This window comes from Methylobacterium sp. EM32 (assembly GCF_040593685.1).
In the GTDB taxonomy this organism is placed as follows: Bacteria; Pseudomonadota; Alphaproteobacteria; order Rhizobiales; family Beijerinckiaceae; genus Methylobacterium.
Genome location: NZ_JBEXZS010000039.1, coordinates 17,026 through 43,712, shown reverse-complemented (window position 1 = coordinate 43,712; position 26,687 = coordinate 17,026). Strand labels below are relative to the sequence as shown.

The following is a 26,687-nucleotide window of genomic DNA, read 5'->3' as shown; positions in this document are numbered from 1 at the left end:
TCTGCACCGCAGTAACCAGACAGGGCCGCCCCTTGAGACCCCCTGGCAACGTCCCCGACGAGCGCTTCCAGCTGTTCCAGCGCAAGGGCAGCGCCAAGTGGCAGATGCGCTTCAGCATCCGCGGGCAGGGGCAGCTTAAGCGCTCCCTCGACACCGACGATCTGCGGGAGGCACAGCGCCGGGCGGAAGCAATCTGGTACGAGGCCACCTACCGCGCGCAGCAAGGGCTCACCGCCCGCGCCCATACGTTCGAGAGCGTGGCTGAGGAGTACATCGCGCAGATCCTGCGTGAGGTGGAGCGCGGCGAACGGCGGGCCGACCAGGGCAAGAGCGAACCCGCGGTGATCCGCCGGTATTTCGTGGGGTACTTCGGTCAGAAGCCCGTGGATGCCGTCAGTGAGGCCGATCTGGAGCGCTATGCGGAGTGGCGGCGCACCTACTGGACCGAGGGCCCTGGCAAGCTTGTCACGCACATCGAGTACGAGAGGGGAGGCCACCGGCTGCGTCGGCCCGTACGCCGCTCAGCGCCCTCTCTGAGCCGTCAGAGGGGCGAGTTGGTGGTGCTGAGGCAGCTGCTACGCTGGGCCTCGCGGCAGGGCTACCTGAAGACGCCGCCCGAGGTCACCATCAAGGCCCGGCGCACGCCGGACAACCGGCGACCCAGCTTCGAGCCCCATGAGTTCGCCCACTTACAGAAGATCAGCCTCGGCCGGCTGGTGGACCCCATCATGGACGGCAGCGGAGTTGTGGTGGAAGCCAGCGACAAGCGGCGCTGGCGCATCAAGCGGCTGGACGACCACACCCGGCGGGATCGCACCCTGCTGCACGCCTACGTGATGATCGGCGCGTTCTCCGGTCTCCGGCCCACGGAGATGTACAATCTCACGTGGGGCGATGTGCTGGGGTATCGGGCGGGGCGGGGCAAGCCCGTGGATCAGCGCGACATCCGGTTGCAGGTGCGAGGCAAGGGCAAGAGCGGCAAGGCGATCCCGCAGAAAGCAGCGATCCCGTGGTTTGACACCCTGTGGATGCTGTTCGAGCGCAGCATGGGCCGTGAGCCCCTTGATGCCGATCCGGTGTTCGCGAGCGAGGCGGGCAAGCGGATCACGTCGGTGGCCAATGGCTTCACCGAGCTGCTGAAGGCGGCCGGGTTGGAGCGTGATCACCGCGGCATCAAGCGCACGCCGTACTCGCTCCGGCACTTCTACATCAGCGAGCAGCTTGCCAATGGCTCCGAGGTGCTGGATGTGGCCCGCAATTGCCGAACGTCACTGGCAATGATCGACAAACATTACGGACAAGTGCGACTTGAACGTGTAGTGGATCGACTTCGACCAGAGTGGCGTCGGTCGTGAAATTATTTTTACATCAATGCGGCATATATTATTATAAAATATTCAATGCTCGCCTAATTTGAGCAATGCTCATCCAAAAAAACGTTAAACTATATATTTAGATTTTTTCATCGTGTAATTTAGACTGTCCCAGTATCGATTATATCACTTATATAAATATATATCATAATATTCTTAATATAAAATACCATATATTTAACGCCAAGCATATGTATTGATTAACTATTTGCCGATAATCTCCGGCATCATTTCACATCGTATCGCGACCAAATTATAACAGTCACATCACTGACTGGTGCTCGAATGCAACGCGGAGCGGCAAATCGTCAATCCGCCTCATGTTGAGATTGTATCAACATGGATGTGTATGCGACGCATAAATTTTACCGAAAAGGGGATTAGCCTTGAGCGTTGATGACATCCGCCAGTCAGCAACTGAAAAGAAATTGGTAGTTGTTTTTGGGGCCGGCGCAAGTATGGCCCTTACACCTAAAAGTAAAAATGCATTATCGTGGACTGGACTTGTACGATCGGCGCTAGATTATGGCAAAATGCGTAGTTTTATTAAAGAAAGTCAATATGACAGATATCTGGATGCTCTTCAATCAGGGGATGTTGATGAGCTCTTAGGAGTAGCTGAGTTTATTGGGCGCAAATTAGAAGCCCCGCACGGCGATAGCTATGCGCGTTGGATGCAAAACACATTCGAAAGATGGGCACCAGAACCTGGTGGTATGCAGAATGCGCTGCGAACCATAGAGGATCAACAAATACCTATAGCAACCCTCAATTATGATACGCTCATCGAGCTTGCCACCGGGTTACAGCCGATAGATTTTGCTGATACACCACAACTAATGCGTTGGTTACGAAAAGAACATAAAGGAGTACTCCATCTCCATGGTATATGGATGAACCCTAAAAATTGTGTCTTCGGCATAAGAGATTACGAGAATGCTATAGCCAGTGAAACGCGTGAGATTGTACAGCGCTCCCTTGGTTCTCTCAATAGATTGTTATTCGTAGGATGTGGCGATACCTTTTCTGATCCGAACTTTACGGCGTGGATCAAATGGCTTAGAAAAAATATAGGAGCGAGCTATCCACAGCACTATGCTCTTGTAAAGGACGACGAGGTCAGTCAGAAGTTTGCTGATCCAACCTGGCATGGCTTCGTAGATCCTATCGGATTTGGGGCTAATTATTCTGATTTACCAGGATTTTTACTTGATTGTTTCCCCACTCGCCGCTCAGCTAAGACGCCTGCTTCAAAAAGCAAAGCTGCAGCAGTGCAGTCCAATCAAGTTATCGACGCGTATCGCAATTTCTTGATGAGAGATTGTGGTCAAATGGCAATCGAAGGAATGCCAGGCGACATGGACGCTGGACAAAGAAAGTTCGACATCGAAAAACTTTTTGTCCCACTCGAAATGATCGGAATAAATCCAGCCAACACTGAGAGAGATACTGACGGCGATATATTTGCCCAGGAATGGAGAAATACATATCAGGATCCAATTGATTTCGCCACTGTGTTCGAACGAGAACAAAGAATTGCGCTTCTAGCACTTCCTGGAGGCGGCAAAACATTGCTTCTTAAAAGATTAGCAGTCGCATATGCTAATCCGTCAAGGCGCGCTTCTAGTTCGGACAAATTGCCAGCGTTAGCCTTGATACCGATTATGATCCGCTGTCGAGAGTGGAAGGAATATATCCACCAGCCTGTTATGACGCTACTAAAAAATATTTCGAGCATAACCGGAGACGGATCACTTAATAATCTAAGTGACGCTATAGAAAAATATCTCAAATCAGGCTCTGTGCTGCTACTTATCGACGGGCTCGATGAAATACACAGCGATGGAGATCGAACGGTCTTTGTTGAAAATTTAGAAAAATTTCTTGAGCAGTACCCAAAAATACGGATCATAGTAACAAGCAGGGAAGCCGGGTTTGAATTAATCGCTCCGGTCCTAAGTCGCTTCTGTTCTAAATTCCGCATTGCACCCCTTAATAGCGAAGCAATTCAAACACTTTGTGAGCATTGGCATAAATTAATGAGTGGTGGAACACCAGACGCTATGGCTGAAGCTGCCGAAGTGGCTGATACTCTACTAAATAGCGCGTCACTTAGCATGCTCGCTGGTAATCCACTGCTATGTACTATGTTATTAGTTGTTAAGCATGGTTTTGGACGTCTTCCATCAGATCGCGTCACGCTATATGATAGAGCGGTTGAGCTGCTATTAGATACATGGAACATAAAAGGCCACAAAGCTTTAAATATCAAGGAAGCAGTACCACAACTAGCATGTGTGGCATTAGAATTATTAAAAAGAGGTAAGCAGACTGCTACGGAAAGAGAGCTGCTTGAGATTTTGGATGCTGCTCGTTCGCAATTACCTATGATTGGGCGATATGCTAAGGATAGTTCTCATGAATTTATAAAACGAGTCGAGCTACGATCGAGCTTGATGTTACAGGGCGGATTTCGCAAGGAAGATGGCAGGGTAGTGCCGTTTTATCAATTTCGCCATCTAACATTTCAGGAATATTTGAGCGCTGTCGCTGTTGTGGATGGACATATCATTAATTCTAAAAAACCTCATTCGATCCTTGGAGCAATTGGTGATAACATACTTAGCGATGAATGGAAAGAAGTTATACCTATGGCTGCCCGCTTAGGTCGATCGCAATCGCCTCCATTATTAGACGCTTTGGTTGCGCATGCAGAAAAAGAGATGGTAGATTTTGTTGTCGACCAAGAACGTCGGCTCGAGTTCTCTTCGGAAACGCATCTGCCTCCTGCTACGGCGCGTATACTACGCAGCATGATCGAAGAAGCCAATTTGAGCCCTGAAAATCTAAGTAGAGCCGCGCCAATTGTGGCGTGTTTTGCTAACGGCTGTAACACGCCTGAAAATTGGCAAGCCTTGAGCCAAGGGCCTTACGGACCGGATCTGCGAGAAGCTGCTCTGGATATATTTTTGAAGCAGCCATACTGGAACCGTTGCCACTCACGGAACACGGTTGCGCTGTTAGAGGCCATGTCGAAGCCGGGAAGTTATTGGAAAGGCAATGACTGTGTAGAAGATTTGATGAAAAAGCTGACTTCCACAGATGAGCGGGATATCGTTCGCCATACTTTATCCATCTGCGGTTGTATTTGGCAATTTAGAGATGAAAGCTCTCTAACTTCTTCTATAGAATTGTATAATGTAATTGAAAGTCTACTGTATAACCAGACAGTGAAAGTTCAATTTTGTGCTGCTTGGGCTTGGGGTTTTTGGAGATTAGTGAAAACCGAAAATGGAGACCCGGTTCCGACACCAGATAGAGGTGTGATTGGTTCTTTGATTAATATTTTTCTAAATCAAATTCCCGAAATATCCGAGATTGGGAGATTTGCGGTTCCTGATCTAAATGGCTTGCCGCGCGGTTATTGCGATATTGATCTTCAATCAGATAAGCGGGCTTTGCTCAGAGGATGGTTATCCAATCCACCTAATAGGATTGATCACGATCAATCCGAGTTGGCATTATCAGTTGCTAGAGCGTCATTCATAATCAAGGATTTTGCCAGTAATGCGGAGATAATCGATTACATCAGAGCATCCGCGCTATCGCCATCGCACGTCGAAAGAATGAGAGAGATACTTAGAATGCTTGGCGAGCCGGATTTACTTGGGGAGAGACGTCAGCCTGCACAGTCACGACGTACTCAGCGTCGAAAAGTCGCCAGAAATAACTAAGATAGATATTTTTTATTTTTATAGATTGGCATCTAACGGAGTAGATGCCAATCAATTTTGCTTCCAAAGGGTATCATTTATTTGTAATTGAATGTTTATGTTGTAGCATATGATCATAATTGCTCAACAGCTGAACGCATCATCTCGTCGTTCACGTCGATGTAGCGCTGAGTAGTCGAGAGGTGCCGGTGGCCAGCGAGCATCATGATGGCCTTGGGCGAAATGCCCGCATGCGCGAGGCGGGTGATGAACCAGCGTCGACCGCTATGGCTGGAGCCGCCGTCCAAGCCCGCCTGATCATACCATCCACCCATGAGCTGACAGAGGGTATTCGCGCTGAACGCTGCGCGCTTTTGGGTGACCAGCACCGGCTGCTCGCGGGGAGGGGAGGAGGGCAACGAGGACCGGAACTGCTCGATCTCGCGTCGCAGCCGGGCATTGAGGAATACCACGCGCGCGTGCCCGCCTTTCGTGACGGCAGCGCTCAACCGTAGCTGCTCCCGTACCTTGCCCTCACCGTCGAGCAGGTCGCTCCAGCGGAGTGATGCGATCTCACCCACTCGAAGCCCCGCCAGATAGCTGAGCATGAGGGCCATCCGGTTGCGCGGGCCGTAGCGCCCCTGGCTTACCACCGCCGCGAGACGTTTGAACTCCGCCTCCGTGGGCACACGCGCTTGCTTCACCGAAACCTCACACTTTAAGCTGTTTTGCTGCAAAGTATGATATTTCCAGGCGTCCCCTAGGGCGAGCACATAGGTGCACTCAACGGGATCAACGACTTAGCCGCAAACATCACAGAACATAGAATTTGTGATGTTTCGCCCACGCCGATGATCCCCCTTCATGCTCGCACTTCAACGCCAATGGCTACACGGCTTCCTTGCACCTTAAGCGAGGAGCCCTGCATGCGCTTGATCGATACCGCCACCCGCGAACAGCTGTTGGCCAATGGCCGTGATCGCGACGGTGACCACCATCCCGTGCTCAAGCTGTTCAACCCTACGGGGCCAGCCACGTGGCTGATCTGCGCGATGGAAGCGGATGGCGACACCCTCTACGGGCTGTGTGATCTCGGCTTCGGTGAACCCGAACTCGGGTACGTGAGCCTAGCTGAGATTGAAGAGGTCAGCGCCGGCCTCGCAATCGGCTTGGAGCGGGATACCTCTTTCCGGCCCTTGTATCCGATCTCCACCTATGCACGTGCAGCGCAGGAAGCTGGTCACATTGTGAACCTGTGATCCATCGAAACAATAATCATGTCTAGCGGTTTCAATAGTGTGTCATGTTACGTGAATACATGATAAACATAAATCCAAGTGCGGATGATCCTGCCTTTTGCCTGATCTTCCGTGCAGTGGCACATTAATTGCACGCATGCTACCTTCGTGTATGACGCGTATATGCTATGGATTTGTCGCGCTGAGGTTGCTACACGTCTCTGGCATGTCTGAATAAAGGCCATTGATTATGTCACGGTTGCTGTGGGCGTGTAAATTCGAAATTCCGGGACCGAGCGCCTGGTCGGATATTGTTTCAAAGGTCTATGCACGATGGATAAATTATCATTATAAATCGAGATATGACCAAGATGTAGTGCTGGACATGGAGGCCGATAATGTTACATGCCCGCGTGAAGGTCACAGCTTAAGTTTTCGGATTGTAGATGGCAATCTGAGAGCATACAAGATATATTGGCAAACACCAAGTGATAAAGATGCTGGCCTATCTTGGTCTAACACAATTAGTTTCTTATCGATGGATAAATCGTGCTTGGTACAGCATGAGATACATCTTAATTCAATTGATTATTTTTTAGCACCAGCTCAATTCAGTGTAGGCACACCGTATGCGGTCCGCTTATTATGCAGTAAAAATGGCCCAATTTTAGGCGATCTTAAAATAACCGCTCAACGATACTCACTTAATTCCGAAGAAGTAGAAAATTTTATGTCGCTGCTAAATTCCGACGCTCGAAAGATCCCAATTGTAGTTGTATCTAGATTTGCCAACGGCAATAAAAACATTGTCAACGTTGATGAGCTATCACAAAGACTTGCGGGTGTAGCCTTTGTGGTCGAAGCGGAAGATAACTTAGCAACCAGAATGATATCAAGGGAACTTGGAAAGCTGGGCTGTTATGATGGAGCCATCAGAATTTATTGGCCCGGCTTTGCAAAATCAGACGCCGTTACAAGGCACCCTCTTATATTGGGGCGCAAAATAGAGGAGCATGGAGCCGGAAAAACGGTTAGCATTTTAGAAAGGCTTATATTTTCTGTAATATCTTTTCGTTTTGCTCCAGATCCGCGCTTAACAACCGTAGAGATCGAGGCAGAGCAAAGAAAGAGGGCTGAACGAACTCAACAAGCTATACAAACCAGTGGAGTTGATTGGGAACAGTATGCCCTTGAGATCGATAGTGAGCTAACAGAGGCCAGATCTGAGATAATAGGGCTCAAAGCGGAGAATGAAAATCTTAGACAGAACGCTAATCTGGATTTCTCATATTTTGAAGAAGTAGAAGACCTCCCCACCGAAGAAATACCCGAAAGAGATCCCAAATCAGTGCAAGAGGCGGTAACCTTCGCTGGGGAAGATTTCAGCAATGTCGAAATATTGATTAGCGCATTTGACGCAGCTTCTAAATCGCCCTTCGTGAGACCTAAAGAAGTGTACGAGGCCTTATCCATCATGAGCGCGGTTTGCACAAAGTGGTCCGAAAATCGTACTAACAATGTAACGCAAATGCTGAGAGAGGCTGGGTTGGGCAGAAGAGTTACGAGCTTTATTTCTTCGACAACAGAGAGCAAGCACGGCGATGAGTATACTTTCAATTATAATGGGACGAGAACATTATTTGAACCTCATATTACACTCGGGTCGGGATCTGCCAACACGTGCCTATCTATACATTACATATTAGACGAAGATAAAGCATGTTTTGTCGTTGCGCACATCGGAAGACATCTCACTAACACGAGAACTTAGATTTTGATCGCAGGCACTGAAGCTTATGACGCGATTAGGATATGAGCGCCCGCGCTAACGCGATGTGTCAGCAGTTCGCGCTCGAAGCGAAGATGTAGTCCGATGATGGAGGCTTTCTCGACCTCCCCGATGTGCGGGTACGGGCGCTCAGTAGCCCGTTCCCTCATCGTTAGGCGGAGCCGCTCCTACCCACCTTTGGGTCCGTAGGTGCAGGCAAACCACCTTGCGCGGTGGCAATCTCGACGGCTTCCTGCGCATGAGGACCAACAGGGTGTTGGTGCCGTTCGAGATAGGTTTTCGCCGCCGCCAGCCGATCAAGAGCCGCGCTCGGCTTACGGTACTGCTCCGCCATGAGATCTTCGGTCATGGCGAAGGCAAGCTCTTCGGCCAGTGCGGCTATGAGCGGAAGGGTGTCAGTGAGGGCAGGTTGCGCGATCATGATGCATCCTCGGTGCCCCATCTCAATTCTATTTAGGGCGATCTTCTCTTTCTCAAAGGGATAGATCCACACAGGCGTGCTGCATCGCCACTCATAGCGGACAGCCGACGGCTGGCACCTGGCTCGTCATTCGTCCAGAGGCAGTTGGCTGCTCCTGCTTAGTCGAGGTCATGCAGTTTCGCGATCGCTGGCTCGGTTGGCACATCACGGGCCTTCGATCTCCGCCCCAACTGCTGCTCCCGCAGGAAAATGAAGAGGCCGCTGGCGACGATGACCCCGGCTCCGGCCATTGTGAGCGGGCCAATCATCTCGCCAAAGAACAAGTAGCCAAACAGCATTCCCCATAGGATCAACGTGTACTGGTAGGGCACAACCGTCGTCGCAGGCGCCAACCGGAGCGACTGGTTCACGCATAGATTGCCCAACAGCGATCCAACACCCAGCAGTAGCATCAGCGCGAAGTCCGTGGGTCCCGTGGAAGTCCACCCATAGGCCAGCACCAGAGCCGCCCCGAAAATCAGCGACGACACGAGCTGGCTCGTCATCAGAATGGTGCCGGGCACGGCCGCTAGCTTGCGCGTGGTGATGAGGAACAGCGCGTAGAAGAAGCTGCCGGCGAGGGCACACACCGCTCCTACGGACAACGATCCCGGAGAGGGGTGGAGAGCAAGGGCGACCCCGCAGAAGCCAACCCCGATGGCGGCCCAGCGACGCCAGCCCACATGTTCGCCCAGCAGCAGGGGTGAGAGGGCGGTCACGTAGATCGGACCCGCCATGTAGTACGTCATGACCTCGGCCAGCGGCAGCGTGCTGACCCCCCAGAAAAAGAGCGATGCTTCAAGCGTCGAGAAGCCCGCTCGCACCAGCTGCAACCCCGGGCGTGGTGCATCGCGGAACCCGCTGAGCCCGACCCGGTGAATGGCAGGCGCCATCACGCACAGGCCCGAGATGCTGCGCACGAGCATCAGCTGACCCACTGCGTAGGTGCCGAGCAGCCATTTGCCCATGGTGTCGTTCAGCGCGAAGAACAGCACGCCGAGCAGCATCATCACGATGCCACCGATGGCGCCCACGGGCACGGCGGCACGCCCCACACTCACAACCACAGTTTCCCACCCTTCGTCGTTTTGGGGCAGCGGGAGGCAATCAGAGTTCAGGGGCCGATCGGCCCTGATTGTGCCACCTATCGGTCGGCTTCACGCCGAACTGGTTACCCCCAGGATGCATCCTGGCGGCCGGCTCGCTGCCATACCTGGCCGAAGCCGCCCATTCCATCGCGATGATCGGTAGCTCCCGCTACCGGCGCGCACGCAGGCCTTGATGTGCGTGCAACGGCGGCGAGCAGCGTTGCCATACCTCCGATCGCCACATCCGTGTACCGCTCTTCTCAACCGCCACCGCCAGCCCTTTCGCAGCTGGTCCGATCTGAGAATGGCACCGATGAATTTGCCGCTCCGGCGGGTGTTTCCGCCCATCCTGCTCCCGACATTCGTAGCCGTGGTTGACGGCACCATCATCACGGCGGCGCTGCCTGCGATGGCGAGTGAGTTCGGCGACGTGGAGCGGGTCTCCTGGGTGGTCGCATCCTACTTGGTGGCCAGTACCGTGGCGGCCCCCGTCTACGGCCGGCTGGGGGATGCCCTCGGACGACGACGCATGCTGTTGCTGGCCCTGGCGCTGTTCGTCACAGCGTCCGTGCTGTGCGCCTTAGCTCATAGCCTCCTGACGCTGGTTGGCGCGCGCATTCTGCAGGGCTTCGGCGGCGGCGGTTTGATGGTGCTGAGCCAGGCGGTGCTGGCCGAGAACGTCGCGCGCCATCAGCTCGGTCGAGCCCAAGGGTTCATGGCCGCGGTGATCGTGGCTTCCTCAACATTCGGTCCGGTGGCAGGCGGGGCGCTGACCCAGGCGTTCGGATGGCCGTCTGTCTTCCTGGTGAACTTGCCGCTCGGCCTGTTGGCTATGGTGCTTCTTGTGCGGCTACCCAGCCGTGAAGGCAGCGGCGAACGCGGCAAATTCGACTGGCCGGGCCTGTTCCTGTTCGCTGGATCGGTGGTGCCGCTCCTGTTGGCGCTGGAGCAACTGCAGCGTGTCGAACCTGCGACGCTGCTCGGGATCGGGATGTCCCTGGTCTGTCTCGTGCTGCTGGGGCGGCAGGAGCGGCGAGCAGCGCAGCCGCTGTTCCCCCTGGAGTTGCTGCGTCGCCCAGCCATGTGGCGAGCAAACGCCATGGCGGCCTGCTCCGGCGCGTTGCTGGTGAGCGAAGCGACGATCCTGCCGATCCACCTGCGAGCGGTGGACGGGGCCTCGGCCGGAGAGATCGGGCTGATGATGCTGCCGCTGACGGCGACGGTGGGGGTGGGGTCGCTCATCACGGGGCGGCTGGTCTCACGCACTGGGCGTGTCGCCATCTTCCCCGCAGTGGGTCAGACCGCAGCGGCGTTGGGCTTACTGCTCGTGGCGTTCGGGATGCGCCCGGTCGGGGCGGTACTCGGCCCGTGGGGTCTGCCGGCGATGCTGGCGGTCGTGGCGGTGTTTCAGGGCTCGGCCATGCCGGTGGCTCAGATCACGATGCAGTCCCAGGCTCCACCCGCCATGCTGGGGGCTGCGTCTGCGTCCGTGCAACTGTCGCGCTCGGTCGGCTCGGCCATCGGCGTCACCATCGCGATGGCCGTGCTGTTCGTCACGTTGGGCCGGAACGCTGCGATTGCTGATGTATTCGCCGACGCCGTTCGACACGGTCCCGCCGCCCTGGCGAGCTTGCCAGAAGCGTCGCGCGCTTCGGCGGTGATCCACATCCAAAGCGGCTTCTCAGCTGCCTTCTCGACCATCGCGCTTTTCGCCATAGCCAATGCAGTGCTGGCCTGGACCCTGCCGGTGCGGCGGCTGTAGGGGCTGCTCGCTCACAATCACCTGATCGAGCCGTCCCCGCTCCTCACCGACCCAAGCTCGGCCTTGACCGGGAACCACGGGCCTGTTTGTTCTCTTTTCGTTCTAAAAGGAGAGCGCCAAGTGGGTTTCTACCGGGTCGGCGAGGAAGCAGCAGATGGCAGCGGGCTCGTCCGCGTGCCGTTCATGCGCACGACCCTGTGCGCGGGCTTCCCAAGCCCCGCCGAGGACTTCATCGAAGGCGCGCTGGAACTGCCGCGCTGGCTAGTCCCCAACCCACCTGCCACGTTCATCTGGCGCGTGCGGGGCTGGTGCATGAAGGGCGCCGGCATCCACGACGAGGATTTGGCCGTGGTGGATCGGTCGCTGTCGCCCACCTCCGGCGCTGTCGTGGTGGCTGTGGTGAACGGCGAGATGAGTATCAAACGGTTGTTGATGACGGGCAACCGGCTCAGCCTCACGTTCGACAATCCCGATATGGATCAGGAGTTCGCCCTGGAGGACCTGGAGGAGGGGCTGCTCTGGGGCGTGCTGCTATTCTCGGTGCGCTGGCACCATGTGAAGGCGCGCTCGGGTGCGGTGCGATGAGCCGAGCCCTCGCGCTGATCGACGGCAACAGCTTCTACTGCTCCTGCGAGCGTGTGTTCGATCCCAAGCTCTCCGGCGTGCCGGTGATCGTGCTATCCAACAACGATGGCTGCGCCATCGCCCGCACCGCCGAGGCCAAGGCCCTCGGCATCCGCATGGGCGAGCCCTACTTCAAGATCCGTGACCTGTGCCGGCGGCAGCGGGTGCGCGTGTTCTCCTCGAATTACGCCCTCTATGGGGACATGAGCGCCCGCGCCAACACGGTGTACCGGCAGTTCGCGCGGGACGTGGAGGTGTACTCCATCGATGAGAGCTTTCTCGACCTCTCCGATGTGCGGGAACGCGACCGGGTGGCCCTCGCCCGGGACCTACGCTCTACCGTGCGTCGATGGACCGGCCTGCCCACCTGTGTGGGTATCGGCCCCACCAAAACCCTCGCCAAGCTGGCCAACCACATCGCCAAATCAATCCCGGAGCTTGGCGGCGTGTGCGACCTCTCCGACGAGGCGGAACGTGCAGCTTGGATGGTGGGGATCTCGGTCGGGGAGGTATGGGGCATCGGGCGTGCCTCGCTAGCCCGGCTCACTGCGATGGGCGTGGATACGGTAGCTGATCTGCGCGACCTCGATCCCCGGCCGGCACGTCAGTCGCTGACCGTGGTGGGCGAGCGCATTATCCATGAGCTACGCGGTCGGTCGTGCCTACCTCTCGAGATCGTGCCTGCCCGGCGAAAGGGCTGCGCGGTGACCCGTAGCTTCTCCACCCGGATCACCCAGCGGGATGTGCTGGAGCAGGCCGTTGCCGCACACGCGACGCGCCTCGGCGAGAAGCTGCGGCGGGATGGGCTCGCCGTGTCGGCGGTCACGGTGTTCTACCACACCAGCGAGCACGACCGAGGCGACCCCATGCGATCTGTCTCGACGGTCATTCATATGCCCGAGGCGACCAACGACAGCCGACACCTGATCCAGGCGGCGCTGCGGGGGGTGGAGAGGACCTGGAAGGAGCAGGGGCCATCGCCTTGGCGCTACAGCAAGGCCGGGCTCGTCACCACCGACCTCGTGCCGCTGGACGATGCCCCGCGCCCTCTATTCGACGCGCACGACCGGGAGAAGTCCGGTGCGCTGATGGCGGCGATGGACGCCTGCAATAGCCGGTTCGGGCGCGGAGCCGTGGTGCCGGCCCGGGCGGGCTTGGTGGACAAGCGTAGCTGGTCCACCAAGTTCGAGATGCGCTCACCGCGCTTTACCACACGATTGAATGAGGTGCCGACGGCCAGTGCGACGGTGCAGTGATTGCGCCGTGCTCCGACGGAACGGGGGAGCTGCGAAGGCGCCCCCCTCTGCAGCCTCAGGGCTTTGAAACAGTTTGCTCCTTGGGCTGATCCCAACAGCGATCGTAAAATTCTGACCTATCAAACGACTTGTTCTCAGGATCCGCTGGGTCCTTCATCCTCAACCCGAAATGCTTGTACATCTCTGAAATTCTCACATGCGCGGCGCGCATATTTTTGCGGCGATCCTCATCGAAGTAGCTGGGACCATCGAGTTCGAGCAGGACGATGTTGGCACACATCATGACCGTATAGCCCAGCGACATAGCCTCTGTCGCGAGCAGCGTATCCTCTCCATGAATATCATACGTGGGGTTGGGGAAGACTTCAAGGCGGCCTTCTTTTCGGAAATTGCGCAAAACGAACAGGCTACCTTTTAAGTCGGGATTCTTGTGAAAAATGTGATTGATGTCGTAGTTTCGACCGGCTTTATTCCAAAAAGCAGCTGGGTGACGCGGGTCCTTTCCGTCCCAGTAGGGAAAGAAAATATCTACTCCAGCGTAAGCTGACGGACCTTTGGCGGCCATTTCATCGAAGAACGTTATATCATCGCTCTTATGATATTTGGTTTCAAGTATGGCATCGTCATCCATCATGATGCCCCAGTCGTACGTGCTGCTGTAAAACCATTCCAAGCATTCAATACGGTTGGTAATGAGCGGACGTCCCTCAACCTCACGGATGGCAGCATCACCAAATCGGGACTTCAATTCGTCGAAGACACCATTGCCTTGGACGTTGAAGCTGTCAATGTCGTTCTGGCTCCACCCACTAAGCAAAATCGCTATGGATACGTTGGTTTTCTCCATCCACCAATTCAGCTGCTCAAGGAAATTTGCGCTCCTCAGCTGCCACTTGGCTGGATCAGGCGAGCGGTAGGACGTGATATAGGCGCAGAATTGCGCTTCTGCGCCAACGACATTGAGCGCGTTGCCAGAGGCAGTCTTGCTCAGAGGCTCGCAAGCGTGCCGGCGGAGCATGGAGGCTGACTTGACAGTGGGCATCATGTAGCGGACCCGACTGTCAGGGGTGGCAAACTCGACCAGCAAAGCGGCTTGCCGGTCGTCCGTATCTACGAACTGCGCTTTCGCTCCCACATTGTGTGCCTTGAGGAGCTTGCACAGGCCTGCCATTTCCAGGACTGGCAGCCGAACATCTTGATCAATGGGAACTGGTCCCACCGCATCAAACAGCCGGCACTTCATGTTGTCCGCGCGGCTATCGAAGGGCAGCACGGACGTTGCAAAGTGATGCACGTCGATATGATATTCTGTGACTATTTTTTCCTTATCATTATTTCGGCTGGAGTTACTTTGTAACGGTATCTTATAGGTGAAGCTATCACTTGAAAGATCAAGAGCACGAGGTATTTCAACCTTGCCTGGCATTTGATATTCGTATGAACGATGGTCAAGATGCTTGTTTGTCGATGGCACGCGCATTATCGTTCGCGCGCCATAGGTGACCTCGCGGTTCTGCCTCCATAAATTTGACAAAACTGCTTGATGTCGATCGATTTGATGCCGTATGTCTTGTCGTAGCTGACGGGCTTTTACCTTGATGCTGCCAGCTACGATGTTGTGCCATTTCAAAAAAGAGGTCGCTCGTTCTGCCGTCAGTTGTAAATGCGGGCCGTAACCGACCGGGGCAGCCATATACTGAAAATCTGTGTCCATATCATTGAACACTTGTGCGACAACCCGAACTCCGTTGGAGGCGGAAAATTCCAATTGATCCACGGCTATGGTAGCATTCCAGCCGGATGTCATCGGGAAGTTGAAAGCCAAGCGGTCAGCCTCACGGAACGAGAGCGTGTACCAGCGATCCCCCAACTCCGCCCACGCAAATGGCAAAGTTACTCGTGCCGTTGTAAACGTGTAGGCCGTATCTATATTCTCCAAGCATAATAACGTCTCACCCCCAACAGACATATTTCGAATGAGAATTTTCCGTTTATCGGCACCGCTGCCTCTTTTCTCTTTTCCGTCAACGAGCCGCTTAATCGTGGCCCAGCCCTGAACGATGTTAGAAATAATGGTTTGCTGCGGCAGCAAGACGGCGGCAGGCGCGTGTGTGGAAGCTGGCAGATTGGCACTGGCAGTTGGCGACGCACCCCCACTTGAGGCCGTGATATTCATTGCAGGTTGCGGCGCTGTAACGGGCACGTGACCGGAACCGAGTGCAGGCCCCTTAGTGGCGCTCCTTACGCTATCATAAACATCTGATGGGCTGCCGAGGCTTTTGATCCATCCGACTAGATCGACTGGTGCTTTCCCCAGTCGATCTGCTTCAAGGAGCGTGGTGGCATACTGCGTTACAGCTGTAGCGCTTCGCGCGTTCTTGAAACACAGCTGGACGGGCGCATAAAATCGGTTGTTTAGCTTAATACTATTGCATTTGAGCCCATGACGATCGCAATAGGCTCTAATTAGATCGTCGTTATTGATTAGGGGCTGCCAGACCTCATAGATGTCATGCAGCGCCGCATACACGCGCGACCAAAACGCGTCCTCGTGCTTGCGAGCCTTGCCCGCGTGACGTTGAGCGGCGCTCAGCCGGCTATCAATATCGTCCAGCTCCTTCTTCAGGGCGGGCTGCTGGGTGTTATGGCTTGCGCTCATCCTGGGCCTGCAACTTTTTAGATATCTAAAATTTTTTTGGAGACCCTGGGTATCGCTGCGGCATTAGCGGCATGTTAATAGGCGCGCGCCGACACATGTCTACATGTTGGATGCCCTTTTCCCTCACCAAACCAATGTGGCTCGCTACCTGCCGGCGATTAGCCACGGGTATGCCAAATCCGCGAATGATGTGACGTGGCAGGCGGAGGGCCTGCTGGGTCCAATGCTTAACTATCTGCGGTCAGGTAGTATGTTTCACTACCCAGCAACTCTCGCGAGTGCCGGGCAAGTGATGCAGGAGAGCGGCAGCCTCAGCACGGCGCGCACGAACATCACCGAGCGCGATCGCAAAACCTCGTTCGTGGTCGCGGATAGTGGAGGTTTCCAGATCCAGCAGGGCACGCTGGGGCCCTGGCGCTACGCGCACACCGTGTTGCAGTCACTCCGGTGGCAGGAGGACCACGGCGATTACGTAATGGCCCTCGACTTCCCGACCGGGGGCATCGCCACGGGCAAGATGGCCGCACACGTTCATCGGCTCATCCATGTGGACGGCGAGAACCTCGAGGCTATGAGCCGGGCCAATGGGTTGAGCGTGGCATTCAACGGGTGCCTTCGGCAGACTTACATCAACACGGAGACCATGCTGATCCACCGGCAGCCCGAGCGAGGTTTTCTCGTGGTGCTGCAAGGCACGAGTGAGCCCGAGAGCCGCGAGTGGTATCGTGTCCACCGGCCGCTCATTGATGCCGCCGAGGGCATCGCGTTCGCTGGCACCAGCAATACCAGCTACCGACTGATGCTACACCGCCTCGTCGACATGCGCGACGACGGCACGCTTGCGCGCATCAAGCACATTCATGTTCTTGGAACGGGCACGCTCGCGAGCGCGTGTGTGCTGACGACAATGCAGCGATGCATTCGAGCAAGCATCAATCCAGACCTTCAGATCACTTTTGATACGGCTACGCCATTCCAAGAAGCGAACGAACGCTACAGCTTGCTCGCCTATTACGTGGCCGACAACAAGGCACTCTCAATCAAATATGATCGCCCATCCGACGCTGAACTCAGCGAGTTTCGGCACCACAGCGAGCTGACGTTCGCCATCAACGATTGGTGTCACGCCCGCGCACAGGCTGAAGTACACAGACTGATCAAAGACGCGCAGGGCTCATATCCCGCCATGCACGGCCGGGCTACGCCTAATGCCGGTATCAGCATCATTGGCCAGCACCTCGCGGTGAATGATGTTGCAGTGGTGCGGCCTGATCGCCAGGACCCAGATCCCCGCAACTTCATCGTCAAGCCAGATAGTAAGACTTCACTGCTCATGTGCGCGCACAATGTGGACGCCGCGACGCGGGCGCTCGAACAAGTGACTGCCAACTGGCTCAGCGACGATGGCGAGACACGAAATAATTTCCCCGTCGATCTCCTGGTGATCCGCAGCCTTATCGAAATCATTTTTGCACCCAACCGCGTGCTTGGCCTCATGGATGAGCTGAACGAACAGCCGCCGATGAAGGTGGACTATCCAACGGCGGAGTTCCCGTCGCCAATACCGAGCGTATCGCCCTATCAGGCACACGATTTCATCGAACAAAATCGACAGCGCTTGGACGCGCTCGTTTTGTAGAGCACTCAAATCGGAACGACACGGCCCCAGCGGTGCCAGATCCGCTGCGAATGTAAGCCTGCCTTAAGCCGCCCGTGATCGGTCGCAAGCCTAATAGCCGCGGAATTATCGATATGATTAGACGAAGAGAGCTTGCTGGATTTTTTCGAGGCGATTACAAGCCTCGATGGAATGATCATCTCGATCTTACGATCGCGCTCATCGTGATGTATATTGCATCCGGCGTAGCGGTAAATGCATTCGCGAAATATCTGCCTGTATACCCCGTAAAACTACCGTTCAGCGGCAATCCGCCGGTGTCGTTTCCGCTCATCCCCGGCACGCTGCTGGTGGGCCTGATATTTGTAATGCGTGACTATACGCAAAGGCTCATCGGCGATTGGGTCGCAGCATTCATGCTCATCGCGACGATCATCGTATATTTTTGCGTAGATCGAGACCTGGCCTACTATAGTGCATTGGCGTTCCTCGTGAGCGAGGGGATCGACCAGATAGCCTTCCATGCCCTCAAAAAAGAGGATCTCAAAGATCGCATCCTGTGGTCTTCAGCCGTTGCAACGCTCTTCGACGGTGCCCTCATATTGCACGGCCTAAATGAACTTACCTGGCCCAATTATATCTCACATTACGCTGGAAAAATGCTGGCCACATTCGTGATCTGGCTGGTTCTCTGGCATCTGCACAACAAGCGTAGCTCTCTAGCCCCGGCTGAATGAACATGACCGCTGCTGCAACAATCGCATCCGCTACCCCGCTTCGAATGATCTGGGTGACGTTCCAGCGCGCCGGCTTCCATCGTTGGCCCGATGCATCTGGGGACCGCGCGTACCTTTCCGCCACCCACCGCCATCTATTCAAATTTCGCGTGTGGATACAGGTATGGCACGGTGATCGTGAGGTTGAGTTTCATACGTTCCTCGAATGGCTGGAAGATCTGTACAAAGACAGTATACTCCGGCTGGATGGAAAGAGCTGCGAGACGATAAGTGACGAGATGTACGAAAAAATATCGGCGAGATATGCTGGCCGTGATGTATGGATCGAGGTAAGCGAAGACGGTGAATGCGGTAGCTTCTCGCAGTACGCGGCTAGCGAGCAACGCAAGTGACCGTCTGGATTTTGCCCATTGAGGGGCATGAGCAGCGCTACACGGCGCAGTGGCTGCACCATCTCCCCGTGCAGCTGGCGCAGGCAGCGGCGGCACGCGGCGTGCCAGCGAGCGTGATCCAAATTGAGGGCGAGATACCCCCGCCGGTGCCCCTGGCGGGCGCCTTCCTCGATTTCGCCGGCACAAACATCTTCAAGAGTACACAGATCGCCGAAGTAGCTCGGCGTTTCCAGCGGGGGGAGGTGCAGCCGGGCGACACGTTCCTCATCACCGACGCATGGCATCCCGGCGTGCATCAGATCCGGTACATGAGCGCGCTGCTCCGCATATCCGTGCGCGTCATCGGACTGTTCCACGCGGGTCATTATGACCCCAACGACTTCCTCGGTCGGATCGCGCCCCGGGACGTGACGTGGGCAAAGGCAATGGAACGCGCGCTGTTCGAGGCCTACGGTGTCAGCGTGTTCGCGACCCATGCTCACGCCGAGCTGTTTCGGGCGGGCGTGGGCGCGGCGGCGGATGATCCGCGAGTGGCCGTGTGCGGGTGGCCCATGGAATATCTGGCGGCGGAGCTACAGCCGCACCTCGGGCAGCCTAAGGAGAACATCGTGCTGTTCCCCCACCGGCTGGCACCGGAGAAGCAGCCGGAGATCTTCGCGGATCTGGCAGGGTCGTTCCCCAGTTGGCGGTTCGTGGCGTGCCAAAAGACGGCTCTCGCCAAGCGAGAGTACCACGACCTGCTCGCCCGGAGCCGGGTGGTGTTCTCGTGCAGCCTTCAGGAGACCCTAGGCATCGGCTGCTACGAAGGGGTGCTGGCGGGTGCGGTGCCGGTGGTGCCGGATCGTCTCAGCTACCGCGAGATGTACCCCGAGGAGTTCCGGTACCCCGCGGAGTGGACAGCCAGCTGGGAGGCATACCAGCGGCATAAGCCGCCATTGGTGGCGCATCTCTCGGCGGTGCTGGATCGCGTGGTCACCGGTGGGTACAGCCTGACAGCATGCGAGCAGCAGCTTTCGCGCTTCTTCTTAGGAGCGGACCTGTACGATCGCGTGCTCGCCTAGTGAAATCGGGACGGATGCCGCCGGTCCACTCAGAAGGTTTGACGGGTACCATAGGATAGCGAGCAAGCTGCGCGTGGTCGGAAGCGCAAACTACAAACCATGCGAAGACCCATATAGACAGCACCCGCGTGTTCGGTGGAGCGCCGGACTAAGCACGCGAATTATTCTAAACGTTTGTAATTCCTTACGTTATGACTGGGTCTGTGCTGGTGAAAATCATATGATGCCACACAGACCCAATCGTGTCTTCGTGCTACTTGCGATTTCGTGACGGCGTGTCCCGATAACCGGGGTTCATCTTGAGTATGAGCTGGATCATATCGTCTTCAGTTCGCTGGCGCAGTTCGGGAGACACACGTGCACAAGCGATCCAGAGATCGATATGTTCACCGACGTTCATGCTTCTATCGCAAGGCACCGATCGAGCAGGGCGTGTGGGTCGACTAAAATATTTACGGGGCATTTTATCACCTCTTTTTGCTTGGTTCGTATTGGATGCGTGATACTGTGGCAGTTCGTCCGCAGTATCGATTAGCCAAACTTAGGCCTGTCATCGAAATCTCAGGCTGCACAATCTAGGAGCCTAGCACGCTCTTCACGTTGTCTCTGCTTAGTAGCGCGAATGGCGTCAATGCGTCTTTTCTTATGGTCGTCGCTTTGAGGAACGCCTGTGCGAGCGTCGCTAATCCTCTGTTTGTGTAAATCTGAAAGTGGCTTCCCTCGTTTGGCATCTCCAATTCGGCGCTTTGCTTCGTCAGTATGCGTTTCGCCGGCCTTGAGATAAAAGCGGTGCCTGCTCGTATTACGCTGAAGAATGCGCGCGGTCGCGTAATTCATTTCTCTCGCTTCGCGTGCCTCCTTTGTCGTCCAACTAAGCACCCACCCTTTGTCGGGATCGCGCATTCTCTTGAAAAGCTTTCCTGATTTGAGCAGGCTCGTTACCTTTTTAATCCTAGCGAGGCTCCACAGATCCACATAGTCAGAAAAATTTAGATCGAACCGCACGCCTCGGCTGATTTGATATTTCTGCGAGCGCTCGAGTTGGGCGCGCAGCCAATCTCGCGTCTCCGTCTCAACATTCAGCCAGTCTTCAATTTGCTTCTTCATGGGCATCTCCTTTTTTGCTCATATCCCTTTGTACGACAGTGGGCTCGTGCCCGTCGATATTTATGCCACATAGGTAAGAACATATAATATTCATCCGACTGACAATGCATCATTGGCTAACGACATAAGAAAGAACAATCTCTCTATATAGAGAGATTACTCGTCCTTAAGACGCTATCCAACGAAGCACAATCAGGCGTTGTCCCTGACGTTCCGCGTCGTGTCTGGCTCTTCAAGCCAGCCAGCCGCGGCTCCGTCGGGACGCGCTTTCCGCGCCTGCTGCTCTCGCAGCCATCTGGCGATGGCTGCTCGTGGCGCCACTTCGCTGCCGCTACGTGGAGAGCGCCACTCGCGGACTTCCAGTCTACCCATCTGATTTTGGGTCGTAATGGCTTTGGGAGAGGGTGCCGCGGGAGAGCATGCACCGCGGTCACACCAAAGAGCCCGAAATAACGAAAAATAAGAGCGCAAAATCAACAACTTAAAATCTATATCCTGGCCGGGCAGTATCCTTGTGCGTTCTTGTGCATTTTGTGATCGATCACGGATGGGGCGACGTCCTAGATCATCTCGATTTAATCTCAGGTTGAACAGCAGGACAACGGCAGTAGTGTCCTGGACATGAGAAGTGGTCGTGCTCAAGCGAAGGACACACACATGTCGGTGCTCAAGACCCTCAAGCTCAGCGCTGCTGCCCCCGCCGTGTCGGCCAACGACCCCCTCGCGCGGGCGCGTGAGAAGCTGCTGGGTCAGCTCGCGGAGCAGAGAGAGATGGTGACGGCCACCCTCGAAGGCCGGGTGTACCAGCCCCCCAAGACCCTCGGCATGCGCAAGGATGCCCAGGGCCAGCGGGTGCGTATGGAGGTCAACCGGCGTGTGCGCCGCGGCTGGTTCCAGGACGAGGCCGGCACGACGCACTTCATCCTCCGGGTCGGCGGCAAGCCCATGCCGCTTCAGCCGGGCAAGGCCGCCATCGGCATCGGCACCCTCGACAAGCTGCCGGCGATCATCGACGCCCTGATCAACGCAGTGAGGGCAGGGGAGCTGGACGCCCAGATCAAGGAGGCGGCGGTGGCCCGGGGTCTCATGATGGCGGAGCGGCGCAAGAAGAAGGCGGCGTGACCCCGTTTCGGTGACGGCGCACGTACATGGGTGCGGCGCCGTCACCCCGAGATGCGGTGATCTCCGCGTGGTGCAGTGTCGTCAAAACCGCCGATCCCGCAGAAAAAACGAGCGATCCCACAAGAGCTTAGGTTTGCGCTTGCTCACCCAGCACAGCAAGTGCGCGAAATCGGGTTTTGGTCGTGGGTAGTCGGCCGCATCCGCAGGTCCGCCAGCATCAGCTGCACCCTCACCCGGCTCGATCTACGACGGTCCACACGTACAGCCAGCTCAAGTACGTAACGTAGGCACTCTAGTACGCAGCATATGCAAACGCATTGTCTGCCTTCCGTTCGATAACGGGCGCAGCAACACGCTCAACGCAAACTCCACTCGTCCTCGCGATCCCGCCAAGACAGAGTGATCTTCTGAAAAATGAGCCAGATCGGCCAAATTTCGGCATCCACATGCCGAGATGCGCTCTCGCGCGTGTGCGTAAGTGCCCAGCATTCCCAGGTGCAGTTTGAACCGCCGGGCAACCGCTTCGGCTGGTTCACCACGGCAGCCACGCCGTGATCCTGGAGCATCGCTTCGAGCACATCGCCGAACCCGGTCGACGCCGCCGGGCCTGGATCACCAGCCTCGCCCCCATCTTCGATGCCTCGGTCCCTACGGAGGCCGAAGTACCGATCACCGCGTTTCAGCGCTACCAACACCTCGGCCAGATGGTGCTCGCCGCGGATGAGGTTCCAGCCCAGTCCGTGGAGCGAAGCCCGGAGCGCATACGGGATCAGGGACTGGATCATCTGGTGCTGAGGACGACGGTCAGCGGCAGCATCCGGGTTGATGTGGGTGGCAGCCCCGTCGAGGCCGCTCCCGGCGATCTCCTCGTGCTGGACCTAGCTAGGCCCATCCGCATGGAGACGGAGCAGGGCCGGGGAGCAACGCTGTTCCTACCGCGACACATTTTCGGGGATCGCGCCGACGAACTCGCCAGCATGCACGGTGGCGTTCTCGCCGGCTCCGCATACCCATTGGCCCAGCTGCTGTCGGACTTCCTACGCCACTTCAACGAATGCGCCGTGTCTGCGACACCCGGGCTCACGCACCATCTGGTGCCGGCTACGGTGGACCTGTGCCGGGCATTGGCCTGGGAGGTCAGCGGCAGCGCCACAGCAGCACCCTCCGGGGATACCCAACTGCGGTTCGCCGTGCAGCAGTTCATAGAGCGGCATCTGGCGCAGGTGGACCTGCCCATGCTGAGCGCCCAGTTCGGGCTCTCGCGGACGCCGCTGTACCAGCTGTTTGCCCCTGATGGTGGCGTCTATGCGTACATCCGGGATCGCCGGCTGACCGAGGCCATGCGGCGGCTGCGGCACAGCGAGGGCCGACGTCCCAAGATCGCGCGGCTAGCCCATGATTGCGGCTTCCACAATGATCTGGTGTTCAGCCGGGCCTTCCGGCGCAAGTACGGGGTGAACCCCAGCGATGTGGAGCCCGGACCCGAGATGCGGTTGCCGCTTCCTACGGATGCCCCGCTGCTGAGCTGGCTGAGGGAGCTTTGAGCCTCACAGCATCGCAGCGGCCTCAGGCGATCCAGCGGCTGTGAGCGCGTCCTACGGGAACGCGAATGCACCCACGGTCCGTATCGAGAGCCGACCACACGCACCATCAAAGCGCAGCAACTGAGCCCCGCGAGGACCGCAGGGGGCGGGTAGCGGTCTTTCAGCCGACGCCGGTATGTATGGCCCCCAAGCCGAGTTTCCGTGTTATTGGTCGAAACCGCCCAAGACGCGGTCGAGGGTCAGCTGAGGGTGGTCATCGGCACCAAGCGCGCCACCCCCCTTTGTCCGCAAGATCAAAAATACAGGCGAAAATTCGTTATGATCTTAAATTCTCTATGTAATCATAACCGGATCGTGTAACTTTTGATACAGCATCACTTGCTCTGACCAAAAATCCTTGGGATATCAGTTCATCTTTTGCGCCAATCCAGATCGCGCTCGATCTGGCATTTTTCTCGTTAAGCTGGCGGTGATTTGCATATATGCCTTCGCCCCCGATGTTTGAGCGATGCATCACTATGCCATTTTCATCCTTGACCGCTTCCTTTAGCAGCTCCAGGGCTTCAGAGCTTAGGTTTGTCGAAAGATTTTTCTCGAAAATTTCCACAAAATCAGGCAGCTGGTCGCTGATAATTCTAGTCATCGTCTGAGAAAGATGCCTTCGAAATTTATCTCGGAATTGATCTTTGGATATATAAGTTTCTATCAGCCCATTCTTCATAGCCCAGTCTTTGAATTCATTAAGTTTATCGTATTGCTCTCTATCGACGCTACTCAGAGCAACAGGAGTATCTGAAAAATATAGCATGACAGGTCGTTTTTTGCTAAGATGCTGTTCGATTTCCTCGACGGTGCCGCTCGCAGCCTTGCCAGTATGGCTACCGAGACGGGTCCAGAATATGCCTACTAGGATGTCGGCATGAGATAGCAATCGATCGTTGATGATTTGTTGGGGCCTATCACTTAAGTCAGGCGCGGAATGCGTCTCCCACCCAATTGGCATAATAATTGTTTGGCGATCTCGGGAATGTAAAACGTTCCATTCATTTAGTATATCTCTAACTATTTGCCGCTCTTCCGGAACATCGCTAGGGGACGCGATCATGATCTCAAAAACATTGGCGTTATATGACATCAGTGCACCCTGTGAGATTTCAACTGAAATTCTAGCATTCAGGCACCCGTAAACACAACCGCGCGCCGCAGTGAAACGGTGTAGTTGCACTGGCTCGGCGGTTGCAGTGCGCACTAATGAGGCCCAGGAGCAGGATTGGAGACGGTCGCTGGTTCACAAAGCACCAGCATGCGAGACGCGGTCGCCATCAAAGCGCCAAGTACGCATCGTAGGTAGATCAGTACGCTTCATCTGAAAATTAATAAGTCAGACACAAACTATTAACTGCCAAGCCGAGCACTGCCAGCAATAATCCCCGAAGTCTTCGCGATCCACGCGAGGCCATTCCGAGGGATCAGCTCATGTCGTCTTCCATCACGCTCTCTGCCGCCACTCGCCAGAACCTGTTGTCCCTGCAGGATACTGCCGCGCTGGCAGCCACCAATCAGGGCCGCCTCTCCACGGGCAAGAAGGTGAACTCCGCCCTCGACAACCCCGTCAACTACTTCACGGCGGTGGGCCTCAGCGATCGTGCGTCCGCGCTGACGGATCTCCTCGACGGTGTCTCCAACGGCATCCAGACGATCCAGGCCGCCGCGAAGGGGGTTGATGCAGTCACCTCCGTCGTCAAGCAGATGCAGTCGGTGGTGACCCAGGCGCAGTCCAACGCCACCGCCAACCTCCCCAAGCTGCAAGGCACCCGGGCGCTCGCCACCGCCGGTGAGGCCACCGCCACGGGCAAGAGCATCTACGACGTCACGATGGGCAAGACGCTCGCCGGGACGGCCGCGGCGGCCATCTCGAGCACCCCGGGCGTGGTGGGCATCAACACGGCCAACGCCAACCAGATGCAGCTCAGCGCGGGCTTCACCACCTACAAGTTCGACATCGGCTCCACCGACACGGTGAGCGACCTCGTCAACAACATCAACAAGTCGGGCATCGCCACCGCGACGATCGACGTGCAGGGGCAGTTGCAGATCACCGGCACCGGCTCGGATACCCTTTCGGTGGGCCTGGGCAAGACCACCTCGGGAGCCTTCGCGGTGGACGCCACCGAGACGGCCAAGCTCACGGGCGGCGCAATCCCCTCGGCGGCCGGCGGCACCTCCGCGCAGCGCTCGACCCTGGTGGGTCAGTTCAACGCGCTGCGGACCCAGCTGGATCAGGCCGCCCGGGACGCCGGCTTCAACGGCACCAACCTACTGGCCGGCGACAGCCTGAGCATCGCGTTCAACGAGAAGACCGGCGCGGCCAAATCCAAGCTGGACATCCAGGGCACGTCGCTGTCCGCGTCCGCGCTGGGCATCGGCGAGTTCAAGGACAGCGCCACGGCTCAGCTGGGCGCCGACATCGGCATCCAGAACAACGCGGACCTCACCAAGGCCGCTGACGCGCTCAGCAACGCGCTGGCGAACCTGAAATCCATCTCATCCACGTTCGGCTCCAACCTGTCGACGGTTCAGAACCGACAGAACTTCACGAAGGAGATGATCAACGTGCTGACGACGGGGGCGGCCAACCTCACGAACGCCGACATGAACGAGGAAGCGGCGAACTCGCAGGCCCTGTCGACCCGTCAGTCCCTGGCGGTGTCCTCGCTGTCGCTGGCGAGCCAGGCCAGCCAGGGCATCCTTCAGCTGCTGCGCTGATCCTCGCGAGTGTCAGCAGCGGAGCCTTCCGGGGCTTCGCTGCTGCCATGAGCTGCGGGCGCAGGGAGATGTCGAGGACACCCGCAGCATGCAGCATCCTAGGGGTCAGTTCGCTCCCGCACCCCGCGTGGGGGAGGGTACTCATCGCTGACGCGTTAGGAGCGTCATACAGCGCGTTCGAGGGGCGTCCTGCTGCTGGGCTGCTGCTGCGTCGCCCCTTCGGTCCTGGGGCATTCTGAGCCCAGCGCGACAGCTTCCGCTCTTATGGAGCAGCATCGCTATCCCATGCGGACCTTCGAAATGCCTCCCATGTTGATGGAATGGGATAGAGGGGCCAGCACGGCCGTTGCCGCTTGCATCCAATGCGCTTCGAGGCTC

20 protein-coding genes are annotated in these 26,687 nt (G+C 56.6%); 14 read left to right on the top strand and 6 right to left on the bottom strand.

What is annotated here, in order from left to right; all coding sequences use genetic code 11:
* Window positions 1–32: 32 nt before the first annotated feature.
* Together ABZT49_RS06075 and ABZT49_RS06070 are read left to right on the top strand one after the other, a co-directional pair.
* Window positions 33–1,355 (top strand): site-specific integrase, encoded by a 1,323-nt coding sequence (locus tag ABZT49_RS06075; protein WP_355284342.1) that lies wholly within the window; start codon window positions 33–35, stop codon window positions 1,353–1,355.
* 404 nt (window positions 1,356–1,759) lie between these two features.
* Complete coding sequence (locus ABZT49_RS06070; RefSeq protein ID WP_355284340.1) at window positions 1,760–5,107, top strand: SIR2 family protein; 3,348 nt, start codon at window positions 1,760–1,762, stop codon at window positions 5,105–5,107.
* A gap of 113 nt (window positions 5,108–5,220) precedes the next feature.
* Here the strand turns inward: ABZT49_RS06070 and ABZT49_RS06065 are convergent, their stop codons facing one another.
* Window positions 5,221–5,790: a site-specific integrase gene (locus ABZT49_RS06065; protein WP_355284337.1), complete on the bottom strand. Its 570-nt coding sequence runs from the start codon at window positions 5,788–5,790 to the stop codon at window positions 5,221–5,223.
* 222 nt (window positions 5,791–6,012) lie between these two features.
* On the opposite strand from ABZT49_RS06065, the gene ABZT49_RS06060 reads away from it, so the two are divergent.
* The gene (locus tag ABZT49_RS06060) at window positions 6,013–6,345 is read left to right on the top strand and encodes a DUF2958 domain-containing protein (RefSeq protein WP_355284335.1); all 333 of its coding nucleotides are present in this window, start codon (window positions 6,013–6,015) and stop codon (window positions 6,343–6,345) included.
* Between the two features lie 355 nt (window positions 6,346–6,700).
* Entirely contained in the window at window positions 6,701–8,095 is a 1,395-nt protein-coding gene (locus ABZT49_RS06055) for a hypothetical protein (protein ID WP_355284333.1), read from the top strand.
* Between the two features lie 169 nt (window positions 8,096–8,264).
* On the opposite strand, the gene ABZT49_RS06050 is transcribed toward ABZT49_RS06055, so the two are convergent.
* Together ABZT49_RS06050 and ABZT49_RS06045 are read right to left on the bottom strand one after the other, a co-directional pair.
* Window positions 8,265–8,534, bottom strand: a complete 270-nt coding sequence (locus ABZT49_RS06050) for a hypothetical protein (RefSeq protein ID WP_355284330.1) — start codon at window positions 8,532–8,534, stop codon at window positions 8,265–8,267.
* Window positions 8,535–8,692: 158 nt separating this feature from the next.
* Entirely contained in the window at window positions 8,693–9,583 is an 891-nt protein-coding gene (locus ABZT49_RS06045) for a DMT family transporter (protein ID WP_355284327.1), read from the bottom strand.
* A gap of 391 nt (window positions 9,584–9,974) precedes the next feature.
* Between ABZT49_RS06045 and ABZT49_RS06040 the strand changes: the two genes are divergently transcribed.
* The 3 genes from ABZT49_RS06040 (at window position 9,975) to ABZT49_RS06030 (ending at window position 13,303) form a co-directional block, all read left to right on the top strand.
* On the top strand, window positions 9,975–11,423 hold the full coding sequence (locus ABZT49_RS06040; protein WP_355284325.1) for an MFS transporter: 1,449 nt from the start codon (window positions 9,975–9,977) through the stop codon (window positions 11,421–11,423).
* 120 nt (window positions 11,424–11,543) lie between these two features.
* A complete protein-coding gene (locus ABZT49_RS06035) occupies window positions 11,544–12,008 on the top strand; it encodes a S24 family peptidase (protein ID WP_355284322.1) in 465 nt (154 codons plus the stop codon).
* Window positions 12,005–13,303, top strand: a complete 1,299-nt coding sequence (locus tag ABZT49_RS06030) for a Y-family DNA polymerase (protein WP_355284320.1) — start codon at window positions 12,005–12,007, stop codon at window positions 13,301–13,303. The genes ABZT49_RS06035 and ABZT49_RS06030 overlap by 4 nt, the downstream gene beginning before the upstream one ends.
* Before the next feature lie 55 nt (window positions 13,304–13,358).
* Here the strand turns inward: ABZT49_RS06030 and ABZT49_RS06025 are convergent, their stop codons facing one another.
* Complete coding sequence (locus tag ABZT49_RS06025) at window positions 13,359–15,962, bottom strand: hypothetical protein (RefSeq protein WP_355284317.1); 2,604 nt, start codon at window positions 15,960–15,962, stop codon at window positions 13,359–13,361.
* Between the two features lie 103 nt (window positions 15,963–16,065).
* Here ABZT49_RS06025 and ABZT49_RS06020 point away from each other — a divergent pair, with 103 nt between their 5' ends.
* The 4 genes from ABZT49_RS06020 to ABZT49_RS06005 all read left to right on the top strand — a co-directional run bounded on the left by ABZT49_RS06020 (window position 16,066) and on the right by ABZT49_RS06005 (window position 19,770).
* Entirely contained in the window at window positions 16,066–17,601 is a 1,536-nt protein-coding gene (locus ABZT49_RS06020) for a hypothetical protein (protein WP_355284315.1), read from the top strand.
* 74 nt (window positions 17,602–17,675) lie between these two features.
* Complete coding sequence (locus ABZT49_RS06015) at window positions 17,676–18,317, top strand: hypothetical protein (RefSeq protein WP_355284313.1); 642 nt, start codon at window positions 17,676–17,678, stop codon at window positions 18,315–18,317.
* A gap of 2 nt (window positions 18,318–18,319) precedes the next feature.
* On the top strand, window positions 18,320–18,709 hold the full coding sequence (locus ABZT49_RS06010; protein ID WP_355284312.1) for a hypothetical protein: 390 nt from the start codon (window positions 18,320–18,322) through the stop codon (window positions 18,707–18,709).
* Window positions 18,706–19,770 carry a hypothetical protein gene (locus ABZT49_RS06005; RefSeq protein ID WP_355284309.1) on the top strand — a complete coding sequence of 355 codons (1,065 nt, stop codon included), beginning with the start codon at window positions 18,706–18,708 and terminating at the stop codon, window positions 19,768–19,770. Before ABZT49_RS06010 ends, ABZT49_RS06005 begins: the two co-directional genes overlap by 4 nt.
* 561 nt (window positions 19,771–20,331) lie before the next feature.
* Here ABZT49_RS06005 and ABZT49_RS06000 read toward each other — a convergent pair.
* Window positions 20,332–20,877: an NUMOD3 domain-containing DNA-binding protein gene (locus tag ABZT49_RS06000; protein WP_355284307.1), complete on the bottom strand. Its 546-nt coding sequence runs from the start codon at window positions 20,875–20,877 to the stop codon at window positions 20,332–20,334.
* Between the two features lie 657 nt (window positions 20,878–21,534).
* On the opposite strand from ABZT49_RS06000, the gene ABZT49_RS05995 reads away from it, so the two are divergent.
* Complete coding sequence (locus ABZT49_RS05995; protein WP_355284305.1) at window positions 21,535–21,999, top strand: hypothetical protein; 465 nt, start codon at window positions 21,535–21,537, stop codon at window positions 21,997–21,999.
* A gap of 551 nt (window positions 22,000–22,550) precedes the next feature.
* Window positions 22,551–23,543 (top strand): helix-turn-helix domain-containing protein, encoded by a 993-nt coding sequence (locus ABZT49_RS05990; protein WP_355284302.1) that lies wholly within the window; start codon window positions 22,551–22,553, stop codon window positions 23,541–23,543.
* A gap of 316 nt (window positions 23,544–23,859) precedes the next feature.
* On the opposite strand, the gene ABZT49_RS05985 is transcribed toward ABZT49_RS05990, so the two are convergent.
* Entirely contained in the window at window positions 23,860–24,678 is an 819-nt protein-coding gene (locus tag ABZT49_RS05985; protein ID WP_355284300.1) for a hypothetical protein, read from the bottom strand.
* A gap of 341 nt (window positions 24,679–25,019) precedes the next feature.
* On the opposite strand from ABZT49_RS05985, the gene ABZT49_RS05980 reads away from it, so the two are divergent.
* On the top strand, window positions 25,020–26,309 hold the full coding sequence (locus ABZT49_RS05980; protein WP_355284297.1) for a flagellin: 1,290 nt from the start codon (window positions 25,020–25,022) through the stop codon (window positions 26,307–26,309).
* Window positions 26,310–26,687: the final 378 nt, after the last annotated feature.